A 21,394-nucleotide genomic window follows, 5' to 3' on the forward strand; every position below is an offset into this window, starting at 1 on the left:
CTGCACGACGAAGTAAGTGTGTGACGGGGAAGCAGTAGCGCAGCAATACGCGGGAGTAGCTCAGTTGGTAGAGCGCAACCTTGCCAAGGTTGAGGTCGCGAGTTCGAGACTCGTCTCCCGCTCCAGATTTTTTCTGGCAGCGTGTTGGTCGGCAAAGCGCTGCAGATGCAGGACACATGCGGGAGTAGCTCAGTTGGTAGAGCGCAACCTTGCCAAGGTTGAGGTCGCGAGTTCGAGACTCGTCTCCCGCTCCAGATTTTTCTGGCAGCGTGTTGGTCGGCGAAGCGCTGCAGATGCAGGACAATGCGGGAGTAGCTCAGTTGGTAGAGCGCAACCTTGCCAAGGTTGAGGTCGCGAGTTCGAGACTCGTCTCCCGCTCCAAGTAATGGGGAAGCCACGCTTCCCCTTTTATTTGATGGACTTTCAGTCCTCGAATAAAAAATCTGTCGCTTGCCTCACGGCATTCGCACAGTCCGCTTTTGGCGCGATAGCAAAGCGGTTATGCAGCGGCCTGCAAAGCCGTTTAGGCCGGTTCGACTCCGGCTCGCGCCTCCAGATAAAGCCCCGCTTCGGCGGGGCTTTTCTTTTTTCTGCGCCCGGAGCCACTTTCCGCGACGTTGCAACCGCCAAGCGTCCGACGTTGGACCGCGGATTGAACATGAGTCGTCTGGAACGAAATTCACGTATGCGTTGCGAGACTGAAACGGAAGCATTCGTTGATGCGACGAATGACCTGACGCACGCGAAATTGTCTGCGACAGTGCGCATCGTACCGATGGTGTTGCGCAACCTCGATTGAGTGCCTCGCGCGAAGCAGGCAAGTGCCTGTATCCGATCGACGTCAGCATGGAAGAGCGCCCGCATGAAGCGTCGTGCCCGACACGTTCGCCACGATGTCGACGACAGCGTTGCAGGTCTGAAACACTTCATGCGATCAATACGACGGCGTTTTTTTGCATACGCCTGACGTGTAATGACGGCGGGCGCCTGCTTCACATGGCACGCCGTTTGCGTTATCGAATTCAGAAATCGAAAGGCTCAAGGCGCGCCATGCGACTTCGGCGCCGCCTGACCCATCGACCAGGCGGGGGACAGTTCAATGAAGTCAAATCGACGAGCGGACAGTGCGCGCGTACCGATCCGCAGCACGATCGTCATCGCAAACGGCTGCCGGATCCCGGCGGCCGGTTTCGAACGCGCGCCGTCACGAGAACCGTCCGGGGCAGGGCCGCATCGTGCCGACGACGGTTTTCCGGTTGCCACGGCTCGCTTCGGCTAAGATCCAGCCACCGTCCCGATGCCGCTCATCATGACCGCACGTTCCCGCAATCGTCTGGCAGCGTGGCTTGGCATGTTTGCCATGCTGCTCGTCGTCATTGCGCCGCTCGTGAGCCATGCCCTGGTCTCCCATGACCAGAATGCGCCAGTCGCATCGATCTGTTCGGCCGACGGACAGCCCGACGCAGACAATCACGCACTTGCCGCTGACCATTTCGCGGCTTGCGGGTATTGCGACCTGCTCGTGCATCATGCGCCTGCACCGTCACCGTCCTTGCCGCAATGGCTGGCGGTTCCCGGCTATGCCGTCGCGCATCCACCCGCTTCACGCCCGTTCGTCCTTCGGGATATCCCCCGGGCGGGCCGGCCCCGCGATTCGCCGTTCTACCTCTGACGTAGTCACTCCAGCAGTTGATCCGGACAGGCTCCCCCGCGGCGCGTGAAACGCCCGCGGCCGCGAGCCGGCAATCGGGTCATCTCGCACCGCGCGTCCGCCATGTTGCGGATAACGCGCGTGCCTGCACACGACATGAGAGGGGAACGATATGCGAATCGAATCGAAGAAGACCGTCGACGCGGCGTTGGCCGCGTTCGCCTGTCTGACGGGCTTGACTCTGCCGGTTGCCGCCCACGCCTGCGCGACCTGTGGCTGCTCGCTGAGCACGGATGCCGCGATGGGGTATTCGGCCATGCCGGGCTGGCGTATCAGCCTGGACTACACCTTCATCCCGCAGAACCAGTTGCGCAGCGGAACGCATGCGGTTTCGGCCGTTGTACCGGCGGCGATCAACGCGGCAGGCGGCAGCCAGGAGGTCGAGAACCAGACGATCAACCGCTACTGGAACCTGGGCATCAGCTACAGCCCGAACCCCAAGTGGAACTTCAGCGCGATCGTGCCGTTCGTCGATCGGGGCCACTCGACGTACGGGAATGCCACGCCGGACCAGCTCACACCCGACAATCTGAGCGGCGTCACCAGCAAGGGGCTGGGCGACATCAAGCTGATCGCCAGCTACCAGGGCTTCCTGCCGACCCGCAATCTCGGCGTGCAACTGGGGGTCAAGCTGCCGACGGGAAAGTACGGCGGCCAGAACGTGCTGACGGGCGCCAACGTCGGGCGTAGCCCGGTGTTCTTCTCGTCAGGCCCGAACAGCGCGAACGGCCAGGCCCTCGATACGAGCCTGCAGCCCGGGACGGGCAGTACCGATCTGATCGTCGGTGCGTACTACTATCAGCCGGTCAGCCAGAATTTCGACGCGTTCATCAACGGTCAATTCCAGGCTGCGGTGGTCGAGAATCTTCGCGGCCTCGGCGAGGACTTCCGGCCCGGTAACCAGGCGACGGTCAGCGTCGGCCTGCGTTACGAGGAGAACCCGAGAATCGTGCCGCAGCTCCAGATCAACGTGACGCGCAAGAGTTCGGACCAGGGGGCGCTCGCCGACACCGGCAACACGGCCGGCACGGTCGTTTATCTGTCGCCCGGCGTGACGGTGAACGTCGTGAAGAACCTGAGCGTCTATGCGTTCGTCCAGAAGGCGCTGTACAGCAGGCTCAGCGGCTATCAGTTGTTCCCGCGCTGGTCGGGCACGGTGGGGGCGAGCTATGCGTTCTGACGGTTTGGGGGGAAGCCGCGGGCGTCGCCGGGCGAGGCGCGACTGGCTGCGCATGGCTGGAGGGCTTGCACTGGGCGCCGGCGTCGGCGGATGGCTGCCGGCCGCACAGGCCGGCAGTCTGACGGTCGGCCGTCCGGCGCCCGGCCTCGTCCTGCACACGCTCGACGGACAAAGCATCGCCAGTGAGGATTTGCGGGGTAATGTCGTCATCCTGACCTTCTGGGCCACATGGTGCGAGCCCTGCCGGACCGAACTGCCGCTGTTGTCCGCGTATGCCGCGCGCCATGCGGCGAACGGCCTGCGCGTGCTCGGCTTCAGCCTGGACGGGCCGGACAACCCCGCGGAGGTGCGGCAGGTGGCGGCCGGCCTGAGCTTTCCGGTGGGGCTGTTGGGGAGTGCCTATGCCGGAGGCTACGGGCGCATGTGGCGGATCCCGGTGAACTTCACGATCGACCGGAACGGGCTCCTCGTCGACAATGGCTGGGACGATCCGCAACCGTCGTGGACTGCCGAGCGCCTTGAGCGCGTCGTTGCGCCGCTCTTGCGAAGATAGAATCGGTATCGATCACATTGTCAGGCGGCTCCCCGCCAGTCGCTATGCACCCCGACGGGACGCTTTCTCGTTCGGATTTGCACTGGCGGGGATAGGTCGCAAGTGATTGAATAAGCCTTGCGTTTATAGTTCCCTCCCCTGAACTACAGGAGGGACGGATACGTCATTCAGGCAGCAGCAGCTCGAGGACGGACTGGAACGTGTCGCGTTCTATGGGTGCAGAGTTTCGCGGATGCACGATGAAGCGCAAGTGTGCGTCACTTGTGTACTCTTGTTTCAGCGTGGCTAGCCGCTGTTGCGCTTTTTCGATGGGGCTCTTTGGTGTTATTTCGCCAGCGTTCTATACCGGAATGCGTGACACATTCACTGAATATTCGTCATCCAGTGCTGGGGATTCGATGCGAACAACAATTGAGCTTGTACGCTGCTCCTCGGCGAAGTCACAAGCCATCATGATATTTGTGCTGCCGTATTGGGCTATCGCATTGACCTGCGATGCTTGCACCGTAAAGCCACTGGCCTCCATGTGGGCCCTGAATAATTTCACGTAGTCGGAAAACAACTCATCGGCTGCCTGCCGAGCGCGAGAGTTCAGTGCCACTTCGAGTTGCTTTGCTTGCCGTACCAGATCGTCTAGTTGTTTCAGTCCGCCCATACACTGGAAAGGCGGTTAAGTTGGGCGGTTAAACATAATAAGTGATTGATATGAAATAAGATGTGACGGTCTGCAAAGCCGTTTAGGCCGGTTCGACTCCGGCTCGCGCCTCAAGGTAGAACGAGATAAAACCCCGCTTCGGCGGGGCTTTTCTTTTTTCTGCGTCGCTTTCGTCCTTGTAACGAAGTTGTTCAGAGTGGTAAAGAGTCGCCTGCAATCAACTAAAAACCGACGCCAACCATCCGTCAATCGGCTAGTTGGCAATCGAGGCGAGTTCATCTGGGCATGGCGAGCAAACGACTGCGGCCGTCCGGCACGAGGGATGCCCCATCAAGCGGGCGAACCTGCTACCAAAAGCCACTTTCCCAGACCTTTGACACTGAGGAAGAGGGCGACGCGTACGTTGACCTCCACCTGTAGTGGTCGACTCGTTCCGGACACTGCGTTAAGTTTTTCTTCCGCGACAGCCGGTGCCAGTCCGCCATTCGATCTGTTCTAGAAATCCAGGCGGTTCAGACCGCGAGCATTCTCACCTAAATCAGTGTCCGGATTCATTTGACCACTACAGTCGGCGGAGCTGATCGTTGCCGCGTTGTCGACAGTTCGGAAGCGGAGGCTCGGCACGATCCTTATCAGCATCAAGGATGAAGTGTTCTCGGCCGACAACGACGAACTGAACAACATTTCACGACTTCGGGTGTCGTACCCAACAAGCGAGAATGCCCGGCTTGTCGCGAGTTTTACATGCGCCGCTTAGAGGCGCCGGCGCAATCCGCAGATGGGGACGTGTTCGCAGCCCAGTCAAACTGGAACGCGTCCTCATATTCGAACGACATAGGACCGAACGCACCGCGCTGCGAACCTTCATCCCTCGCGAGCGAATGGCTCTCGAAGCCCTCGTCTGATCGTGTTGCTGGACAGCCCGGTACGTCGGGAAATATCCCGGAGAGGGACGCCATCGGGAAATGCTTTCGCCGGATTTTGGCCAACATGCTCACCGCAAGCGCTCCGGTTTTCCTGCTTGGCGTCCCAAGCCGGCATTCGAACATGTGGGCCTGTTTTCGATGAAAAAACCGGCTGCAAATGGAGCGGTTTTGCTCGCCTATCAACAGTTGAGATTCATTGTGAAGACTGGGGGGCGGAAATGGTGCAATTGCTAATGTAGCCGTATCCCTCTGTGCTCGCTCTTCCATTCGTTTGAATGGTTACGGGGCGGCCGGAATAGAGGCTGGCCATTAGTGCAACGTAAATGTGATCTATTGCGGATTGACCTCTTGATGGGTCGGCCAGAAATTGAAAATGGATTTCGTCGCCGTTTCGCTGGGCCAGTGTGGCGAGCAGATTGTTGGTGTAGATATTCGGACTTGCCTCGATCCGAATGACTCTTGCGTCTTTGTAAATTTCGAGAATATTCGGTTTGATCGTTTCCATTTTCGATTCCTTTCGATTGTTGATGAGGTGAAGCTCAGAATGATTCTAGATGATGAAAATGTTTCGTCAATCGAAGATCTCGTTTGATCGAATTTTGTTAATTGTCGGGTTAATTGATTCTTTTCGAGGGTTGATGGATGTTATTGGTTGTAATTGAAATTTTCATTGACGGGGTTAGTATCGACGGTGCAGGAGCTGTTTCTGGTTGTGGCGGGTATTTGAGGTTTGGAGTGGCTGCTTTGTGGTGATTTTGGCTCGAATCAATTTATGATCTATTTTTTATAAATGAGGGCGTCATGGCAATCCGTTATGTTCTGGTGGTCGTCAATGTTAGCAAGGCTCTTCAGGAGAAGAATCTTGCCAAATACACGTATATGATCGATTCGACCGGGTACGTTGGAGTCAATGGAGAGGGCGGGAATGAGTTGCAGACGACATGCAAGGTCAAGGATACGATTCAATGGACTGTTACATCAATTAATCCTGGGAATGATGTTTCAATAGCTGGAATTAACGGGCAGGCTGTAAATTCTGGCATGATCAATGTTGATCATATCCCGCCGGGTGGCGTGACTAGCACACAGGCGTATGTTGCGAAGGCGGGTACCAAGGTCCAATATAGTATGAGTTTGATTCTTGATGATTCGCCTCCTATGAGTTTCGATCCGTTTATTACTGCAACTCCTCGCGCGTCCGAAGATGAGAGCGAGTAATTGAATTGACGACTCTAATTAATTGCTGATCGCCAAAATTGGTTGCTTGTCTTGAGTTGGGGCGATGTGGCGTGGCCCGTCAAGTTGTTTTGACGGGCTAGCAGTGTGGTGGCGAGCATAGCCCGCCAGCGGCTGGCGGCGATGAGTCAGTCAAATCTCGCGAACCTGCAGAAAAGTTGCTTTGGCGGGAAACTGGGGGCAGATGTTCCGGACGCGGACTGAACGTCCGCCGGCTTCGAATCCGTTGCGTTTGGAGGCGGAATTGTCGGTCGCGCATCTGCCGCTCGCGAGCGATTACCTCAGTCTCAACGACCATCGGTCGCTTTACCAGAGCCGACGTCGTTGAACGTTGCGGACGACCGCGATGCGATCGGCGTCGCTCCGCATGCGGCTTTCATGCCATCGATGGCGGGTTCCCGGCCATTGAACGGGCGAGAGTAATGCCACCCTGTGACCGGCAGGACCGGAAAGGCGCTGTCGCCCCGCGGGGAAAAAGTACTTGTGGCCGACGCCGGTGTGGGCTTTCCATCAATGGTCGCCGTCGTGCGGCCCTCCAACGTTCGGTGCACATGCACGCGTTCCGGCACGAAGCGTTGTTCGAGCGTCATTTCCTGAAGGTGGTTGTGCTCCAGGCGTCGAGCAACTCGTCCTGTCCCACGCGTTGGCGGAATTCGGGCAACTCGTTTGGAAGGCCCGCCTATGGCATGACCAGACCGTGCGACCGTAATATCGGAGGACACTAAAAAACCCCCTGCCACAACGAGGGAAGTGGCAGGGGCTGCGAACGCACCGTTCAGGCACGAGGTGAAGGTGCGTCATAAATATAAAAGCAGTTGTTGGGATGTTAAATAATTATGCGATTCTTCCTGCTATTACCTCGTGTGACGAGGTGGACTCGTTTTTAGAGGCGATTGCCCCATCAATCGTTCACATTCTCGCAGCTCTTCGGGCCTTCGCCCCAGCTCTTTCCTCCTCCGTTCGTGCATTGCCGCTTGGTGTATTGCTCGGGCAACTGACCTTTCGGCAGCTTTCCGTCGGCAGGACAATTGTGATGGTAATAGCAGAAGGATTTTTCGGCGGCGCCGGCTTCACCGTTGAAAAAAAGGCAGGCCATCAAGGTCGGAAAGAGAATCTTGGCAATGGTGCGCATATCGATTGTCTCGGTCGAAAAGTAATGGGTAACAAAATAGGCACCGTTACGGTACTTATCTCTCGCATAACAATGGCACGCAGCCATTTAGTTACCGTATTCGAGCAAAATCCCGGACCGCGCTGGTTGCGCAGCAATGATTCTTTCCGCCACATTATTTTCGACAGCAACTTGCTGGCCGTATGTGACGTTGAGCTTGATCGTGTTGCCGTCCATGTATGCGTTGACAGTCGCGAGATTCTGCCCGCTAGGGTAGGACAGCTGTAGCGGACCCACCACGACATTGCTTGAAATCACTTCGCCGAGGACGAGTGAATTGAACAAGCCGACCCAATAAGTCGGTGTCACCTGGAACTGAGCCGATGCGCCGCTGACCACGCCCTTCTTGAACACCGATCCCTGACCGCTCATGCCGATGCCAAGGTTCGCGAGATTGGTCGACTTGTTATTGATCAGGACGGAATCTCCCGGTACGGAACCGGACCCCGGCACCAATTGCTGGACGTTATCTTGGAAAATGCAGTCCCATGCCGTTCCCAATTCCGTCTTCAACGTCTGACTGGCTTTGTAGACTCCAATACCACCGATCTGCTGGTAATTGGCAATGGCGACGTTGTAGAAAATATCCCACGTCACACCGCTGGCGCCACTTTGAGGGACGGTCGTTTGCTTCCACGACACGCTCTCCAGTCCAATTGAACTCGGCAGGGTCTGGTATACAGCCATAGTCCAGGTCTGCTTGGTATCATTGTTGAAATCAACATAATAAGAAGTCATTTTCGGTCTCCACGATGAAAGATGGATTTTGTGCCTCGCTGCACTGGGTTCATGGGTGGCTTGATTTTTTACATAAATGTCTCCGTAATCTGCGATTGACGGTCTGATACTCTTTGGTAGACAAAATCTACAGCGCCCGGGATTCGGGTTGTATATTTTTTGACAGGCATCCAGTGCTCGTGCTCGGAATGTTTGTCGTCGGCAATAGGTCTTTCCGCCCCATTGGCGACTGCCGGAGGCTCTGGTGAAATTTCTCAATAGTTTTTAAAAAAGAAGTGCCGTAATGATTTTCCGGTGGCAGGAAATAATCCAGTCCGTCATCCCCGTTAGATCATCTTAGGAAATTTCCTTAAATAAGGTGTGGTAAACGATTTATCGTTTACCCTTAGGTGTCAATTTTATGATTTTATATTTAATTAAATTGAGCGTTTCTCTGTTGGCAATAGCGGATGTTTTTGTCAGCGCCGAGCGTTGTAGTTTCGGTTTCGGATCCGAGTGCCGATCACGATGAATATTCGGTAAATGAAACTACGGCTGCCGTTACCGCTCTACTGCAAATTGCCCGTTCCGCTCGCGCCGGGTTGTTACATAGCGCGTCGGGAGACTGGTAAGGGGAGAGCGTGCTCCGCGGCAAAGAGGTGCGGATTGAATTGATTCACGAGTACGCACCTGATGCTCGGGGAACAAAGTTCTTGGTTGCCGCGAAAAGGCGGTTGGAGGAATGCGGCGTTGAGCTCGTTGCAGGAAATCTACCTAGGGCTATTGAAGGGGCGCAGCCGCAGTGTATCTGCGATGCGCTCAACGATTGCTTCGAAGGTCTGCGCCAGAGCGTTGCGGGAGACCGCAGTGGGTCGGCAACGGCTCGTCCCCGAAAAGGCGGGCGTAGGTCGCGGCGTCGCTTTAGGCGCGAACCTTGTCAGACAGGGCGCAGGCACTGTTGCACCATCGGGGTGATGATTGCAGGTGCCGCGGGGGTTGCGTGCTCATGTGACCGGGAAGTGCTTTGGAACCCGAGTTGCCCAGCGGCCCTGACGAGCAGGCGAGAAGCGCGCTTTTTGGGCCAAGAAGAGGAGGTGGCGGCACGCTTGCACGCTACACGTCTCCGCATCGCTTGGTGGCCGACGCGCACGGCGCATGCAACGGCCTCCCGCCGATCACCCATCCACCGGCTGCGCCGGCGTGTCGAGCGTCAGCTGATAGAACGCCGCATCGAGCCAGCGGCCAAACTTGAATCCCGCCTCCGCGATCGTGCCCGAGTGCACGAAGCCCAGTTTCGTATGCAGAGCGATGCTTCCCGCATTGGTCGCATCGATGCAGCCGACCACCACGTGTACCTGCGCTTCGCGCGCGCGCCGGACCACTTCGCGCAGCAGCACCTCGCCCAGCCCGCGGCCGCGCTGGTCGCGATGCACGTACACACTGTGTTCGACCGTGTACTTGAAGGCGGGAAACGCGCGGAACGTGCCCCAGCTCGCAAAGCCCAGCAGCGTGCCCGACGCATCGACCGCGCCGATGACCGGGAAGCCGCCCGCGCGCTTCGCCGCGAACCACGCGACCATCGCTTCCGGTGGACGCGGCTTGTAGTCGTACAGCGCGGTCGAGTTCGCGATCGCGTCGTTCAGGATCTCGAGGATGGCCGGCGCATGCTCGGCCTCGCTGCAATCGATCAGGCGCACGTCGTCGCGCTGTTTCGGGGAATTCATACCGGCTCCTGTGGGCAATGGATAGGGCGCGCGCACGGCAACTGCGACGACGCGTTCATCAGAGGTTCCGCACGCCGGCGGCGGCAGACGCATCGCAGATCGCGACGACATAGCGGGCGGCATGCGACGACGGATTGCTGAAAATCAGCGGCTGGTCGAGCCGCATCGCCAGGCAGTCGCCTTCGTGAAGTTCGTGAAGCGCGTCGCCGAACGTGACGTCGACGCGGCCGCTGATCACCCACACCTGCTGATGCAGCGCGCTTTCGCGTCCACCGCTGTCGTACGCGACGCGTGCGCCGGGCGGGAAATCCACCTCGACGAGCTGGATCGGCGACGGCCAACCGGCCGGGGAGAGGTTGCGGCGCACATAGCCGGACGCCGGATCTCGCCATTCGGCCTGCTGCGCGCGACGGGCCAGCGGCTGCGCGGGCGTGTCGTCCGGGTCGCCGCCGAACAGGCCAGCCAGCGACACGCCGAGCCCGGCCGCGAGCTTGTCGAGCACGACGGCCGTCGGGCTGGCCGATGCGCGTTCGATGAGCGAGATCATCGAACGGCTGACGCCGGAGCGCGCGGCCAGCGCATCGAGCGTGTAGCCTCGCACGGTGCGCAGGTCGCGTACGCGCCGGGCGATGCGTTCGTTGATGCCGGTGTCGTCGGCAACGGGGGGCGCTGATTCTTTCATGATGGATTTATTTTCCAGCAAACTGGAATTCGCTGTCAACGGGATCGACCTCAGACGGCTCGACGGGATTCCAACAGCTTGCCCGGCAGTCGTGCGCGGCGTAATATACGAATCGACTACGTTTCGTTTAATTGGGGATATATGGGCATCATCAAGATTTCCGAGCACATGCACGAGCGGCTGCGCTCGACCAGCACGGCGCTGAGCCGCTCGATCAACGCGCAGGCCGAACACTGGCTGCGCGTGGGGATGCTGGCGGAACTCAATCCGGCGCTGTCCTACGGTGACATCTGCCGGATGCTGATCGAGGCCGAAGCACGGGGCGGTGAGACGGGGCCGGCGGAACCGGTCGAGCACGGCATCGAGCAGGTGGCGTAATGGCGAAACGAGAAATCCCGATCCGCGGCGCCGCGGAAATCGCCAAGTCGCGCGAAGCCGCGAAGCTCGCGTCGCAGGTGCTGACGATGATCACCGAGCACGTGAAGCCGGGCGTCACCACCGATGATCTGGACGCACGCTGCCGCGAATACATCGTCGACGTGCTCGGCGCGATCCCGGCGAACATCGGCTACCACGGTTATCCGAAGACGCTGTGCACATCGGTCAACCACGTGGTGTGTCACGGCATTCCGACGTCGCGGCCGCTGCGCGACGGCGACATCGTGAACCTCGACATCGCGGTGATCAAGGACGGCTGGTTCGGCGATACGAGCCGCATGTATTTCGTCGGCGAACCGAACGAGCTTGCGCGGCGCCTCGTCGCGACGACCTATGAGGCGATGCACGCGGGCATTCGCGCGGTGCGTCCGGGCGCGACGCTCGGCGACGTCGGCTACGCGATCCAGCAGGTCGCGCATCGCGAAGGATTCAGCGTGGTTCGCGAATACTGCGGGCACGGCATCGGCGATGTCTATCACGACGAGCCGCAGGTGCTTCACTATGGCCGTCCGGGCACCGGCGTGCCGCTCCGGCCGGGGATGATCTTCACGATCGAGCCGATGCTCAACGCGGGCAAGCGCGACACGCGCATGCTGGCGGACGGCTGGACGGTGGTCACGAAGGACCATTCACTGTCGGCGCAATGGGAGCACATGGTCGTGGTGACGGAAACGGGCTTCGAGGTGCTGACCGAGGACGCGAAGCCGCAGGCGTTCCCGGCGCTGTCCGGCACGCACGCTGCCTGATACCTGCCGTGCGCCACGAAGGGTGGTGCAGCGGCACAGTGGAACGGGCCCCTTTGCGGGGCCCGTTTCGCTTTCGTTCGAGGTTGCGCGGCGCGCGCGATTGACGCGCGAACGCGGCGACCGATTGCTTGGTTGGGGAGCGCGGTCTGGCCGCCGCTCAACCGCGCGCCTTCTGCCATGCGTGTTCGACGAACACGCGGCACAGCGCTTCCATCCCCTGGCGGTCTTCGTCGTCGAAGCGCGCGGCGACCGGGCTGTCGACGTCCCACACGCCGATCAGCGTGCCGTCGGCGGCCACCAGCGGCACGACGATTTCCGACTCCGATGCGGCGTCGCACGCGATATGGCCGGGGAAGTCATGCACGTCGCGCACGACCTGCGTCTCGCGCGTCTGCGCGGCCGTGCCGCACACGCCCTTGCCGAGCGCGATCCGCACGCAGGCGGGCTTGCCCTGGAACGGCCCGACCACGAGTTCCGTCCCGTCGAAGAAGTAGAAGCCGGCCCAGTTGAGACGGTCCAGCGAGTGGTAGACGAGTGCGGCGAAGTTGGCCGCGTTCGCGGTCAGATCGCGTTCGGATTCGACGAGTGCACGGGCCTGCTCGACGAGCGTCGCGTATTGATCGGCCTTGGAGGCGTTGGGGTCGTTGGACAGCGTGAACATGGCGGGAAAGCGATCAGGGTTGTGGAATGCGCGATGCGCGTACCGCAGTCTACGGCACGCGCGCAGGGTTTGCAGCGCCTGGTCACGCGTGAAGCGGCGCGCTCAATCGGGTTCGAGTTCGGCAAACCGCTCCGCGAGAAAATCCAGCAGTGCGCGCACCGCGGGCAGCAACCCTCGGCGCGACGCGAACACCGCATGCACGATCTCGCGGCGCGGCGCCCAGTCGGGCAGCACGGTCACCAGCTCGCCGCGCGCGACCTCATCGCGCACCATCATCGTCGGCAACTGCACGATGCCGACGCCCGCGACGGCCGCCGCGCGCAGCGCGAGCATGCCGCCCGTCACGAAGCGCGGCTGGTGATGAATTTCCGCGTGCGCGCCGTCGGGCCCGCGCAGCCGCCACACGTGCGCGGACTGCGGGGCGCCGTGATCGAGGCTCGGCAGGCGCGCGAGATCGGCGGGAACGGCCGGGACGCCCTGCTCGCGCAGCAGCGCCGGGCTCGCGACGAGGCACTGGCCGCGCTCGGCCAGCACGCGCAGCGCGAGATCGCTGTCTTCGAGCGGCGGCGGGCGTACACGGATCGCGACGTCGATTCCTTCGCCGACCACGTCGACGCGCCGGTTGGTCGCTTCCAGATGAATCTCGACGCGCGGGCACGCGACCATGAACGCGGCGATCATCGTGCCGACCAGCGAATCGAGCAGCACGATCGGGCAACTGACGCGCACGATGCCGCGTGGCTCCTCGTGCAGCAGCGCGATCGCCTCGTCGGCCGCATCGGCTTCGACGAGCATCGCGCGGCAATGCGCGTAATAGGTCTGGCCGACGTCGGTGACCGTGAAGCGGCGCGTCGAGCGCTGGATCAGCCGCATCCCGAGCCGCGCCTCGAGCAGCGCGATGCGGCGGCTCAGCTTCGATTTCGGCATGTCCAGCGCCCGCCCGGCCGGAGCGAAGCCGCCGTGTTCGACGACCTGCACGAAGTAATAGAGATCGTTCAGATCCCGCGCTTTATCGTTCATGAAATGGAACGCTGAGTGCGATTTTGGCAGTCTACCGGATCGATCGTTCCACCACTATATTTCTACCCAGGATGCGAAACACGTGTTTCGCCGCAATTCGGAGAAGGCAATGAAGAAGATCCAGGGTGTGTACAGTGCGCCGCGCGGCCATTGGGTCGGCGACGGTTTCCCGGTGCGTTCGATGTTCAGCTACCAGTCCCACGGCGCGCACCTGAGCCCGTTCCTGCTGCTCGATTACGCCGGCCCGACCACGTTCGAGCCGGGCTCGGCCGCGGCACCGCGCGGTGTCGGCCAGCATCCGCACCGCGGGTTCGAGACGGTGACGATCGTCTATGACGGCGAGGTTGCGCACCGCGACTCGACCGGCGCGGGCGGCGTGATCGGCCCGGGCGACGTGCAGTGGATGACGGCCGCGAGCGGGATCCTGCACGAGGAATTCCACTCGGAAGGGTTCACGAAGCGCGGCGGCCCGCTCGAGATGGTGCAGCTGTGGGTGAACCTGCCCGCCGCGGACAAGATGGGGGCGCCCGGTTACCAGACGCTGCTGAACGCCGACATCCCCGTGGTCGAGCTGCCGGACGGCGCGGGGCGTGCGCGGATCATCGCGGGCGAACTCGACGGGCGGCGCGGCCCGGCCCGCACGCATACGCCGATCGACGTGTGGGACGTGCGGCTCGTGGCCGGCGGCCATGCGCGGTTCCCGGTCGCCGAAGGGCGTACGCTCGCGGTGGTCGTGCTGAGCGGTACCGTGCAGGTGAACGGCGAGACGGTCGCCCGCGAAGCGCAGTTCGTGCAACTCGGCCGCGACGGCAGCGATGTCGAGATCGAAGCGAACGGCGACGCGAAGCTGCTGATCCTGAGCGGCGAACCGATCGACGAACCCGTCGTCGGTTACGGGCCGTTCGTGATGAACTCGCAAGCGGAGATTCGTACCGCGATCGAGGACTTCAACAGCGGCCGCTTCGGCCAGATGCCGGCATGACGGACAGGCCCCGCGCAATGCGGGGCTTTTTTTTGTGCGCGGGCAGTCGGTCGCGCGGCGAGTGCGCTTCGAGGCATAATCGTCGATTGCCGCGCGCCGGCCGGCGCGCCCGAATCAGGACCGACCATGAACGCATCCGCTGCATCCCCGAGCGCCGCCGATCTCGACTGGCGCTGGAAATTCTTCGACGCGCTGACGGCGCGCGAAGTCTATTCGATCCTCGAAGCCCGCAGCGCGGTGTTCGTCGTCGAGCAGAACTGTGTGTATCGCGACATCGACGACGCGGATCAGGCCGCATGGCACCTGGCCGCCTTCGATCCGGCCGGTCGCGTGGCCGGCTATCTGCGTGTGCTGCTGCCCGATGCGCAGAACACCGACGTACGCATCGGCCGCGTGCTGACGACCGCCGCGTTTCGCGGCGCGGGCCTCGGCAACGGGCTGCTGTCGCGTGCGCTCGAGCATATCCGCGCGCAGTGGCCGGATACGCCGGTGAGCCTGCACGCGCAGGCCCACTTGCAGCGTTTTTACGGCGCATTCGGCTTCACGCCGAGTTCGGACGTGCACGACGAGGACGGCATCCCGCACGTGTGGATGAGCAGCGCACGCGCGTAATGCGCGATGCGCCGCCCAGCCGTCAGTGCGCGGCGTGCGCGACCGGCGGCCGGGCCGCGCACTGCGCGGCCCGTTCATCGATCAGGCGGCCGCGCGCGGACAGCCGCAGCCAGTGGCGCAGCGCGATCAGCGCGCCGATCACGCTCATCATCGAGCCGGGAATCCACAGCAGCAGGCCGCCGATCTGCTGGTCGCGCAGCGGGCTCAGCCACGTGAACGCACGGCCGCAGATCGAATAGATCGGATACAGCTCGTGCGGCGTGAAGAAGATCAGCGCGCCGAGCGCGATCTGCGGCGGGATCGCCGCGACGACGATCAGGATCCGGCGGCCCGGCGACAACCGCGCGGGCGGCGCGGGGCGCGGATCGACGACGAGCCACCAGAACAGCAGCCCGTCGATCACCATGCTCCAGTTCATCACGCGATAGAGGCGCCAGTCGAGCATCGCGATGAAGTGGATCGGCGACAGCAGCCAGAAATAGATCAGCCCGACGAACAGCACGACCGCGACGACGGGATGGAACACCACGTCGAGCGTCGCGCGCACGGGCGCCCACGCGAGCGCGGGGCGCACGAAACGCTGCCGCCAGCGGAACGGAATGCCCGCGCGCATCGCCGCGCCCGGATACGACAGCGCAATGAAGAACGGCCCGAGGTGGTGCAGCACGAGGTGCTGCGCGCGGTGCAGGAAGAACTCGTGCTCGAAGAAATAGTCGAGCCGCGTATGCAGCGCGATGTAGAGCGCCGTCAGCCCGAACCAGAACGAGAACTGCCGCAGCGGCGATACCTTCGCCTTCTTCACGCCGCGTGCGAACAGCACGGCGGCGGCCAGCACCGCGATTACCACGGTGGGCGACGGTTCCCACGGATCGAGCCAGTACAGGAGGTTCATCGCGCGCGCATCACTTCGCCTGGGCCGGCGATTTCACGGCGAACGGCGCATCGACCGTTTCGCCGTCGGAGAACTTCAGGCGCAGGTGCACGGTGTCGCCCGGCTTGATCGCGTGCTTCGGCTCCTCGAGCATGAAGTGGTAGCCGCCCGGCGCGATGTCGACCTTGCCGCGCGCGGGGATCGTCAGCTTGTCGACCATTTCCATCTTCTGCGTCGAGCCATTCGAGACGGTCTGGTGCAGCATCGCCATCCCGTAGTCGGGGCTGCCGACGTCGACGAGATCGACCGGCTTGTCGCTCGTGTTCACGAGCGTCACGTAGCCGCCTGCCGGCAGCTTGTTCGGCAGCCAGCGCACCCAGCCATTCTGCGCCGTGATCGCGCCGGCGGCATACGCGTGAGCGCCTGCGCACAGCGCGGCGAGGAGGGCGAGCGTCTTGAGGGTCGTTTTCGTTTTCATGTCGGGATGAATTCAGGTAGTGGAGGCGGTGTCGATGATCCGGCGCAGATCGGCGGCGATGGCGTCGGGCGAGTCCCGGTCGGTCGCCAGCAGGCGGGCGCGGCCGCTCGCGTCGAAGATGTAGACGGCCGAGCTGTGCGTGACTTCGTAGCCGCCGGACGGATCGCGCTTTTCCATCTGGTACGCGACGCGATAGCGTTTCGCGAGCGACTCGATCTGGCGGTCGGTGCCGGTCAGGCCGCGTGCATGCGCGGCGTCGAACGCGGCGACATACGATTGCATTGCCTGCGGCGTGTCGCGCGCAGGATCGACCGAAACGAACAGGATGCGCACGTTGTTGGCCTGCGGGCCGAGCTTCGCCAGCACTTCCATCAGCCGCGCCATCGTTTCGGGGCAGACATCGGGGCAGTGCGTGTAGCCGAAGTAGACGAGCGCGACCTGGCCGTGGAACGCATCGGCGTCGACGGGATGGCCGTCGCCGCCCGTCAGCGTGAACGACAGGTCGGGCAGGTGGCCGGTAACGTTGGTCAGGTTCCAGCGCGGCTCGTCGTGCGAGCACGCGGCGAGCGCCACGGCGGCGGCGAGGGCCGCGGCCGTGCGGATGAGGCGGGAGAAGCGCCGGTGCGGCGCGGTGCGGGCAGACGACATCCAGGGGCTCGATCAGACGAAATGGTGGCCGGTGGCGCGGCGCCATGCGTCGCGCGGCAGGCGGTTGCGACTGTAGCGCAATTCGCGCGCCTGCGTCCTTTCGAAACCCGTACGCCGCGGGAGAGCGGGGCAATATGTCGCAGTTGACGCGCGCGGCGGCGCGACGCCGGCGCCGCACCGGTTTCGCCCATCTCGATGCGCAGGCGCGGTAAGATGCGCACAATTCCATTCGCGCAGCGGCCGCCCGGCGTTTGCCGGCCGGCCCTCACACTATCGAATCGATGCAATCCGTTCCGGCTTCCCTGTCCCTGACCGACACCGCGTTCTTCTTCGACTTCGACGGCACGCTCGTCGAACTGGCGCCGACGCCCGACAGCATTCATGTTCCGCCGTCGCTGCTGACGCTGCTCGACGAGCTGCAGCGCCGCTCGCACGGCGCGGTCGCGATCGTGTCCGGGCGCGGCATCGACAACATCGACACATTCCTGAAGATGCCCGGCATGCCGATCGCCGGCCTGCACGGCGCGGAGCGCCGCGATGCGAACGGCGACACGCAGCGCGTCGGCTTCAACGACGAACGCCTGCTGCGCATCGAGCGCGAGCTGGCGGCCGTCGTCGACCGTCATCCGGGCATGCTGCTCGAAATCAAGGGCGCGGCCGTCGCGCTGCACTACCGCAACGCGCCCGAGCGCGAGGCGGCTGCACGCGCGGCCACCGAGCGCCTCGTCGCCGACTACGCCGATGCGTATGTGCTGCAGCCCGGCAAGATGGTGTTCGAGATCAAGCCGAAAGGCGTCGACAAGGGGCGCGCGCTCGCTGCGTTCCTCGACGAACCGCCGTTCGCGGGGCGTATGCCGGTGTTCGCGGGCGACGACCTGACCGACGAGAAGGGCTTCGCGGTGGTCAACGCGCGCGGCGGCCTGTCGATCAAGGTCGGCGCGGGCGAGACGTCTGCCCGCACGCGGCTCGATTCGGTCGACGCGCTGCATGAGCAGATCGCGCGCTGGCTCGGTGCGGGGCAACCGGACGCATGAGTCGCCTCATCATTGTTTCAAACCGCGTCGCGCCGATTTCGGAAGGCGAACCGGCGGCGGGCGGTCTCGCGATCGGCGTCTACGATGCGCTGAAGGAGACGGGCGGCATGTGGTTCGGCTGGAGCGGCGAGGTCGTCGCGTCCGGCGCGCCGCAGATCCGCGTCGAGGAGCACGGGCCGGTCACGTTCGCGACCATCGGCCTGTCGCGGCGCGACTACGACCAGTATTACCGCGGCTTCTCGAACGCGACGCTGTGGCCCGCGTTTCACTACCGCACCGACCTGATCCAGTACGACCGTCACGAGTTCGAAGGCTATAGCCGCGTGAACGTGTGGCTCGCCCAGCAGCTCGTGCCGCTGCTGCAGGACGACGACGTGATCTGGGTGCACGACTATCACCTGATCCCGTTCGCGCGCGCGCTGCGCGCGGCCGGCGTGAAGAACCGCATCGGCTTCTTCCTGCACATCCCGTTTCCGGCTGCGCAGGTGCTCGTCAGCGTGCCGCCGCATCGCGACCTCGTCGAGTCGCTGTGCGCGTTCGACCTGCTCGGCTTCCAGACCGAACCCGACCTGCGCGCGTTCTGCGACTACGTCGAATCGGAAGCGGGCGGCACGATCGAGCGCGACGGCCACCTGGCGACGGTGCGCGCATTCGGCCGGACGCTGCGCGCGGCCGCCTATCCGATCGGCGTGCATCCGGACGAGATCGCGTCGCTCGCGCAGGCCGGCGAGCACGGCAAGGCGGTGCGTACGCTCGCGACCTCGCTGCGCGGCCGCAAGCTGATCATGAGCGTCGACCGGCTCGATTACTCGAAGGGGCTCGTCGAGCGCTTCCGCGCGTTCGAGAAGCTGCTCGAACACGAGCCGTCGCATCGCAATCGCGTGTCGTTCCTGCAGATCGCACCGTCGACCCGCGCGGAGCTGCGCGCGTACCAGGACATCCGCCTGCAGCTCGAAGGGGAGTCGGGGCGCATCAACGGACGCTTCGCCGAACTCGACTGGGCGCCGATCCTCTATATCCATCGCCAGTACGACCGCCAGCTGCTCGCTGCGCTGTACCGGCTCGCGCGGGTCGGCTACGTGACACCGCTGCGCGACGGGATGAACCTCGTCGCGAAGGAGTATGTGTCCGCGCAGAATCCGGAGGATCCGGGCGTGCTCGTGCTGTCGCGCTTCGCGGGTGCCGCACGCGAGCTGACGGGGGCGCTGATCGTCAATCCGATCGATATCGACGGGATGGCCGATGCGCTGTCGCAGGCGCTGACGATGCCGCTCGCCGAGCGGCGCGCGCGTTATACGGACATGATCGCGCAGCTTCGCGAGAACAACGTGTCGGTGTGGCGCGACAACTTCCTGCGCGATCTGCAGCACGCGTAACGGGCGGTTCACCGAGTAATAAAAAAGCCGCAGTGCGACGCGCACTGCGGCTTTTTTGTCGGCTGCGGACCGGTGTGTCAGGCCACGCGTTCGCCGGTCGGCGTGCTGCCGTCGGGGGCCGGGTGATGGCGGCCGTGCTGTTTCGCGAGCAGGTCGCGGTACAGGCCCGGGCGGTTGCGCAGCACGTCGGGCGGGCCGTCGTCGATCACCTTGCCGTTGTTCATCACGATGATCCGGTCGAAGTTGCGCAGCGTCGACAGGCGGTGGGCGATCGCGATCACCGTGCGGCCGACCATCAGGCGGTCGAGCGCGCTCTGGATCGCTTCCTCGGAGGCGCTGTCGAGCGCGGACGTCGCTTCGTCGAGCAGCAGGATCGGCGCATCCTTCAGGATCGCGCGCGCGATCGCGATACGCTGGCGCTGGCCGCCCGACAGCTTGACGCCGCGGTCGCCGACGATCGTGTCATAGCCTTCCGGCATCGCTTCGATGAACTCCGCGCAGCGGGCGTCGCGCGCGGCGGCGAGCACTTCCTCACGGGTCGCTTCGGGGCGGCCGTACGCGATGTTGTCGTAGATCGTCCGGTGCAGCAGCGAGATGTCCTGCGGCACGAGCGCGATCGCGTGGCGCAGGCTGTCCTGCGTGATCGTCTTCACGTCCTGGCCGTCGACCTTCACGGCGCCGTCCTGCGTGTCGTAGAAACGCTGCAGCAGCGCGAGCACGGTCGACTTGCCGGCGCCCGACTTGCCGATCAGGCCGACGCGCTGGCCCGGCTCGATACGAAGGTCGAAGTGGTCGAGGATCGCGCGGCGGTGCGGATAGGCGAACGTCACGCGCTCGAAATCGACGCGGCCGCCCTTGGCTGACAGCGGCTGCGCGTCGGAGCTGTCCGGCATCCCGTGCGGCTCGAGCAGCGTCTTGACCGCCTCGGACAGGCGCGCGATGTGCTGCGTGACGTCGACGAGCGCGACCGCGAGATCGCGCGTGCCGTGCAGGATCGTGAAGCCGAGCGAGCTGACGAGCACGATGTCGCCCGACGTCGCGCGGCCCTGGTCCCACAGCCACAGCGCCCAGCCGAGCAGGCCGGCGGACAGCATCGCGGTGATCACCGCGTGCAGCAGGCGCAGCTTCTCGAGATAGAGCAGGCTCTGCTGGCGCGCATCCATCTCGGCCTTGACCGTCGCGCCGAAGCGTTTCTGTTCGCGCAGCGTCATCCCGAACGCACGCACGAGGCCCATGTTGCCGATCACGTCGACGAGCTCGCCGTCGACCGCCGCGGCCTTCGCCGCGAACGCGTGGTGGCGGGCCGAGCCGCGCCCGGCGAGCTTGAACAGGATGACGGACAGCACGGCCGAACAGCCGAGCAGGCCGGCCGCCATCATCGGATTGACGACGATGATCATCAGGATCGCGCCCATCACCGCGATGCACGGCGGCAGCACGTTCCACGCCATCGTGTTCTCCGACGTGTAGACCGCGTTCGACGTGGCCGTGATGCGGCTCGCCAGCGTGCCGGGCTGCTTTTCGGCGTAGTAGGTGGGCGAATGGCCGATCAGATACTGGAACAGGTCACGCCGCAGGTCGCCGGTGACCGCGACGAACGTGTGCGCGGCGAACCAGCCGCCGACGCGCCAAAGCAGGTTGTCGGCCGCGATCAGCCCGACGAGCAGCGCGAACGCGCTCCACAGCGGGCCGGGGTGATGCCGCCCGGTCGCCAGCACGTCGATCAGGTGCTTGATCGCGTATTGCGAGCCGAGCGCGCAGCCGACGGCGGCCAGCACGCTGCCGAGCACGATCAGGTGGGCGACGGGATGCAGGCGGATGTAGCGGAACAGGAACGCGATCGGTCGATGCGCGTAGCTCGACAGCTTCGCGTTGTGGGCGTTGCGCTGGGCAGGGGTGAGAGATTCCAAAATATGCGTGCGGTGATTCGGTGAGTGAGCGTGGCGGCTGGATCGCAGGCCGGCGTTCGCCCG

24 protein-coding genes and 4 tRNA genes are annotated in these 21,394 nt (G+C 63.2%); 15 read left to right on the forward strand and 13 right to left on the reverse strand.

All coding sequences use genetic code 11. The features are described from left to right. The first annotated feature begins 49 nt into the window (after nucleotides 1-49). From CFB50_RS05845 to CFB50_RS05875, 8 genes are all read left to right on the forward strand, one after another. Nucleotides 50-125: transfer RNA gene (locus CFB50_RS05845), tRNA-Gly, on the forward strand. Nucleotides 126-178: 53 nt separating this feature from the next. Further along, nucleotides 179-254: transfer RNA gene (locus CFB50_RS05850), tRNA-Gly, on the forward strand. A 51-nt stretch (nucleotides 255-305) separates the two neighbouring features. Beyond that, nucleotides 306-381, forward strand: a tRNA-Gly gene (locus tag CFB50_RS05855). Nucleotides 382-481: 100 nt separating this feature from the next. After that, a tRNA-Cys gene (locus CFB50_RS05860) sits at nucleotides 482-555 on the forward strand. Between the two features lie 103 nt (nucleotides 556-658). Beyond that, nucleotides 659-799 (forward strand): hypothetical protein, encoded by a 141-nt coding sequence (locus CFB50_RS39425; protein ID WP_166893620.1) that lies wholly within the window; start codon nucleotides 659-661, stop codon nucleotides 797-799. A gap of 510 nt (nucleotides 800-1,309) precedes the next feature. After that, nucleotides 1,310-1,672, forward strand: a complete 363-nt coding sequence (locus tag CFB50_RS05865; protein ID WP_089446039.1) for a DUF2946 domain-containing protein — start codon at nucleotides 1,310-1,312, stop codon at nucleotides 1,670-1,672. A gap of 151 nt (nucleotides 1,673-1,823) precedes the next feature. Next, entirely contained in the window at nucleotides 1,824-2,891 is a 1,068-nt protein-coding gene (locus tag CFB50_RS05870; protein ID WP_089445214.1) for a hypothetical protein, read from the forward strand. Then, nucleotides 2,881-3,444: a TlpA disulfide reductase family protein gene (locus tag CFB50_RS05875; protein ID WP_089445215.1), complete on the forward strand. Its 564-nt coding sequence runs from the start codon at nucleotides 2,881-2,883 to the stop codon at nucleotides 3,442-3,444. Before CFB50_RS05870 ends, CFB50_RS05875 begins: the two co-directional genes overlap by 11 nt. Nucleotides 3,445-3,784: 340 nt before the next feature. Here CFB50_RS05875 and CFB50_RS38545 read toward each other — a convergent pair whose 3' ends face one another. Together CFB50_RS38545 and CFB50_RS38550 are read right to left on the reverse strand one after the other, a co-directional pair. After that, a complete protein-coding gene (locus CFB50_RS38545; RefSeq protein WP_144020629.1) occupies nucleotides 3,785-4,099 on the reverse strand; it encodes a hypothetical protein in 315 nt (104 codons plus the stop codon). A gap of 1,119 nt (nucleotides 4,100-5,218) precedes the next feature. After that, nucleotides 5,219-5,530, reverse strand: a complete 312-nt coding sequence (locus tag CFB50_RS38550; RefSeq protein ID WP_144020630.1) for a hypothetical protein — start codon at nucleotides 5,528-5,530, stop codon at nucleotides 5,219-5,221. Between the two features lie 296 nt (nucleotides 5,531-5,826). Between CFB50_RS38550 and CFB50_RS05885 the strand changes: the two genes are divergently transcribed. Beyond that, the gene (locus CFB50_RS05885; RefSeq protein WP_089445216.1) at nucleotides 5,827-6,243 is read left to right on the forward strand and encodes an AidA/PixA family protein; all 417 of its coding nucleotides are present in this window, start codon (nucleotides 5,827-5,829) and stop codon (nucleotides 6,241-6,243) included. Nucleotides 6,244-6,548: 305 nt separating this feature from the next. Here CFB50_RS05885 and CFB50_RS38555 read toward each other — a convergent pair whose 3' ends face one another. The 5 genes from CFB50_RS38555 to CFB50_RS05905 form a co-directional block, all read right to left on the reverse strand. Beyond that, complete coding sequence (locus tag CFB50_RS38555; protein WP_144020631.1) at nucleotides 6,549-6,851, reverse strand: hypothetical protein; 303 nt, start codon at nucleotides 6,849-6,851, stop codon at nucleotides 6,549-6,551. A 311-nt stretch (nucleotides 6,852-7,162) separates the two neighbouring features. Next, nucleotides 7,163-7,393 (reverse strand): hypothetical protein, encoded by a 231-nt coding sequence (locus CFB50_RS05890; protein ID WP_069247495.1) that lies wholly within the window; start codon nucleotides 7,391-7,393, stop codon nucleotides 7,163-7,165. Between the two features lie 87 nt (nucleotides 7,394-7,480). Beyond that, nucleotides 7,481-8,170, reverse strand: coding sequence for a hypothetical protein (locus CFB50_RS05895; protein ID WP_069247496.1), 690 nt, complete (start codon nucleotides 8,168-8,170; stop codon nucleotides 7,481-7,483). 1,154 nt (nucleotides 8,171-9,324) lie between these two features. Next, complete coding sequence (locus CFB50_RS05900; RefSeq protein WP_089445217.1) at nucleotides 9,325-9,873, reverse strand: GNAT family N-acetyltransferase; 549 nt, start codon at nucleotides 9,871-9,873, stop codon at nucleotides 9,325-9,327. 58 nt (nucleotides 9,874-9,931) lie between these two features. After that, the gene (locus CFB50_RS05905) at nucleotides 9,932-10,555 is read right to left on the reverse strand and encodes a helix-turn-helix domain-containing protein (RefSeq protein WP_089445218.1); all 624 of its coding nucleotides are present in this window, start codon (nucleotides 10,553-10,555) and stop codon (nucleotides 9,932-9,934) included. 141 nt (nucleotides 10,556-10,696) lie between these two features. Between CFB50_RS05905 and CFB50_RS05910 the strand changes: the two genes are divergently transcribed. After that, complete coding sequence (locus tag CFB50_RS05910; protein ID WP_039348336.1) at nucleotides 10,697-10,933, forward strand: ParD-like family protein; 237 nt, start codon at nucleotides 10,697-10,699, stop codon at nucleotides 10,931-10,933. Next, on the forward strand, nucleotides 10,933-11,739 hold the full coding sequence (map, locus tag CFB50_RS05915) for a type I methionyl aminopeptidase (RefSeq protein WP_069247500.1): 807 nt from the start codon (nucleotides 10,933-10,935) through the stop codon (nucleotides 11,737-11,739). The genes CFB50_RS05910 and map overlap by 1 nt, the downstream gene beginning before the upstream one ends. Nucleotides 11,740-11,896: 157 nt before the next feature. Here map and CFB50_RS05920 read toward each other — a convergent pair whose 3' ends face one another. Next, nucleotides 11,897-12,400 carry a GAF domain-containing protein gene (locus CFB50_RS05920; RefSeq protein WP_089445219.1) on the reverse strand — a complete coding sequence of 168 codons (504 nt, stop codon included), beginning with the start codon at nucleotides 12,398-12,400 and terminating at the stop codon, nucleotides 11,897-11,899. A gap of 102 nt (nucleotides 12,401-12,502) precedes the next feature. After that, nucleotides 12,503-13,420 (reverse strand): LysR family transcriptional regulator, encoded by a 918-nt coding sequence (locus CFB50_RS05925; RefSeq protein WP_089445220.1) that lies wholly within the window; start codon nucleotides 13,418-13,420, stop codon nucleotides 12,503-12,505. A 109-nt stretch (nucleotides 13,421-13,529) separates the two neighbouring features. On the opposite strand from CFB50_RS05925, the gene CFB50_RS05930 reads away from it, so the two are divergent. Continuing rightward, complete coding sequence (locus tag CFB50_RS05930; protein ID WP_085040580.1) at nucleotides 13,530-14,402, forward strand: pirin family protein; 873 nt, start codon at nucleotides 13,530-13,532, stop codon at nucleotides 14,400-14,402. A 126-nt stretch (nucleotides 14,403-14,528) separates the two neighbouring features. Further along, entirely contained in the window at nucleotides 14,529-15,014 is a 486-nt protein-coding gene (locus CFB50_RS05935) for a GNAT family N-acetyltransferase (protein ID WP_089445221.1), read from the forward strand. 22 nt (nucleotides 15,015-15,036) lie between these two features. Here CFB50_RS05935 and CFB50_RS05940 read toward each other — a convergent pair whose 3' ends face one another. From CFB50_RS05940 to CFB50_RS05950, 3 genes are read right to left on the reverse strand one after another with little or no spacing between them, the layout of a single operon-like run. Next, nucleotides 15,037-15,906, reverse strand: coding sequence for a cytochrome c oxidase assembly protein (locus CFB50_RS05940; protein WP_089445222.1), 870 nt, complete (start codon nucleotides 15,904-15,906; stop codon nucleotides 15,037-15,039). A 10-nt stretch (nucleotides 15,907-15,916) separates the two neighbouring features. After that, nucleotides 15,917-16,363: a copper chaperone PCu(A)C gene (locus CFB50_RS05945; RefSeq protein WP_069247505.1), complete on the reverse strand. Its 447-nt coding sequence runs from the start codon at nucleotides 16,361-16,363 to the stop codon at nucleotides 15,917-15,919. A gap of 12 nt (nucleotides 16,364-16,375) precedes the next feature. Next, the gene (locus CFB50_RS05950; protein ID WP_089445223.1) at nucleotides 16,376-17,011 is read right to left on the reverse strand and encodes an SCO family protein; all 636 of its coding nucleotides are present in this window, start codon (nucleotides 17,009-17,011) and stop codon (nucleotides 16,376-16,378) included. 281 nt (nucleotides 17,012-17,292) lie between these two features. On the opposite strand from CFB50_RS05950, the gene otsB reads away from it, so the two are divergent. Further along, the gene (otsB, locus tag CFB50_RS05955; RefSeq protein ID WP_089445224.1) at nucleotides 17,293-18,045 is read left to right on the forward strand and encodes a trehalose-phosphatase; all 753 of its coding nucleotides are present in this window, start codon (nucleotides 17,293-17,295) and stop codon (nucleotides 18,043-18,045) included. Further along, on the forward strand, nucleotides 18,042-19,421 hold the full coding sequence (gene otsA / locus CFB50_RS05960) for an alpha,alpha-trehalose-phosphate synthase (UDP-forming) (protein ID WP_089445225.1): 1,380 nt from the start codon (nucleotides 18,042-18,044) through the stop codon (nucleotides 19,419-19,421). The genes otsB and otsA overlap by 4 nt, the downstream gene beginning before the upstream one ends. A gap of 77 nt (nucleotides 19,422-19,498) precedes the next feature. Here the strand turns inward: otsA and CFB50_RS05965 are convergent, their stop codons facing one another. Further along, a complete protein-coding gene (locus tag CFB50_RS05965) occupies nucleotides 19,499-21,331 on the reverse strand; it encodes an ABC transporter ATP-binding protein (protein ID WP_069247509.1) in 1,833 nt (610 codons plus the stop codon). Between the last annotated feature and the right edge of the window lie 63 nt (nucleotides 21,332-21,394).

Source organism: Burkholderia sp. AU33423 (assembly GCF_002223135.1).
GTDB classification, from domain to species: Bacteria; Pseudomonadota; Gammaproteobacteria; order Burkholderiales; family Burkholderiaceae; genus Burkholderia; species Burkholderia lata_D.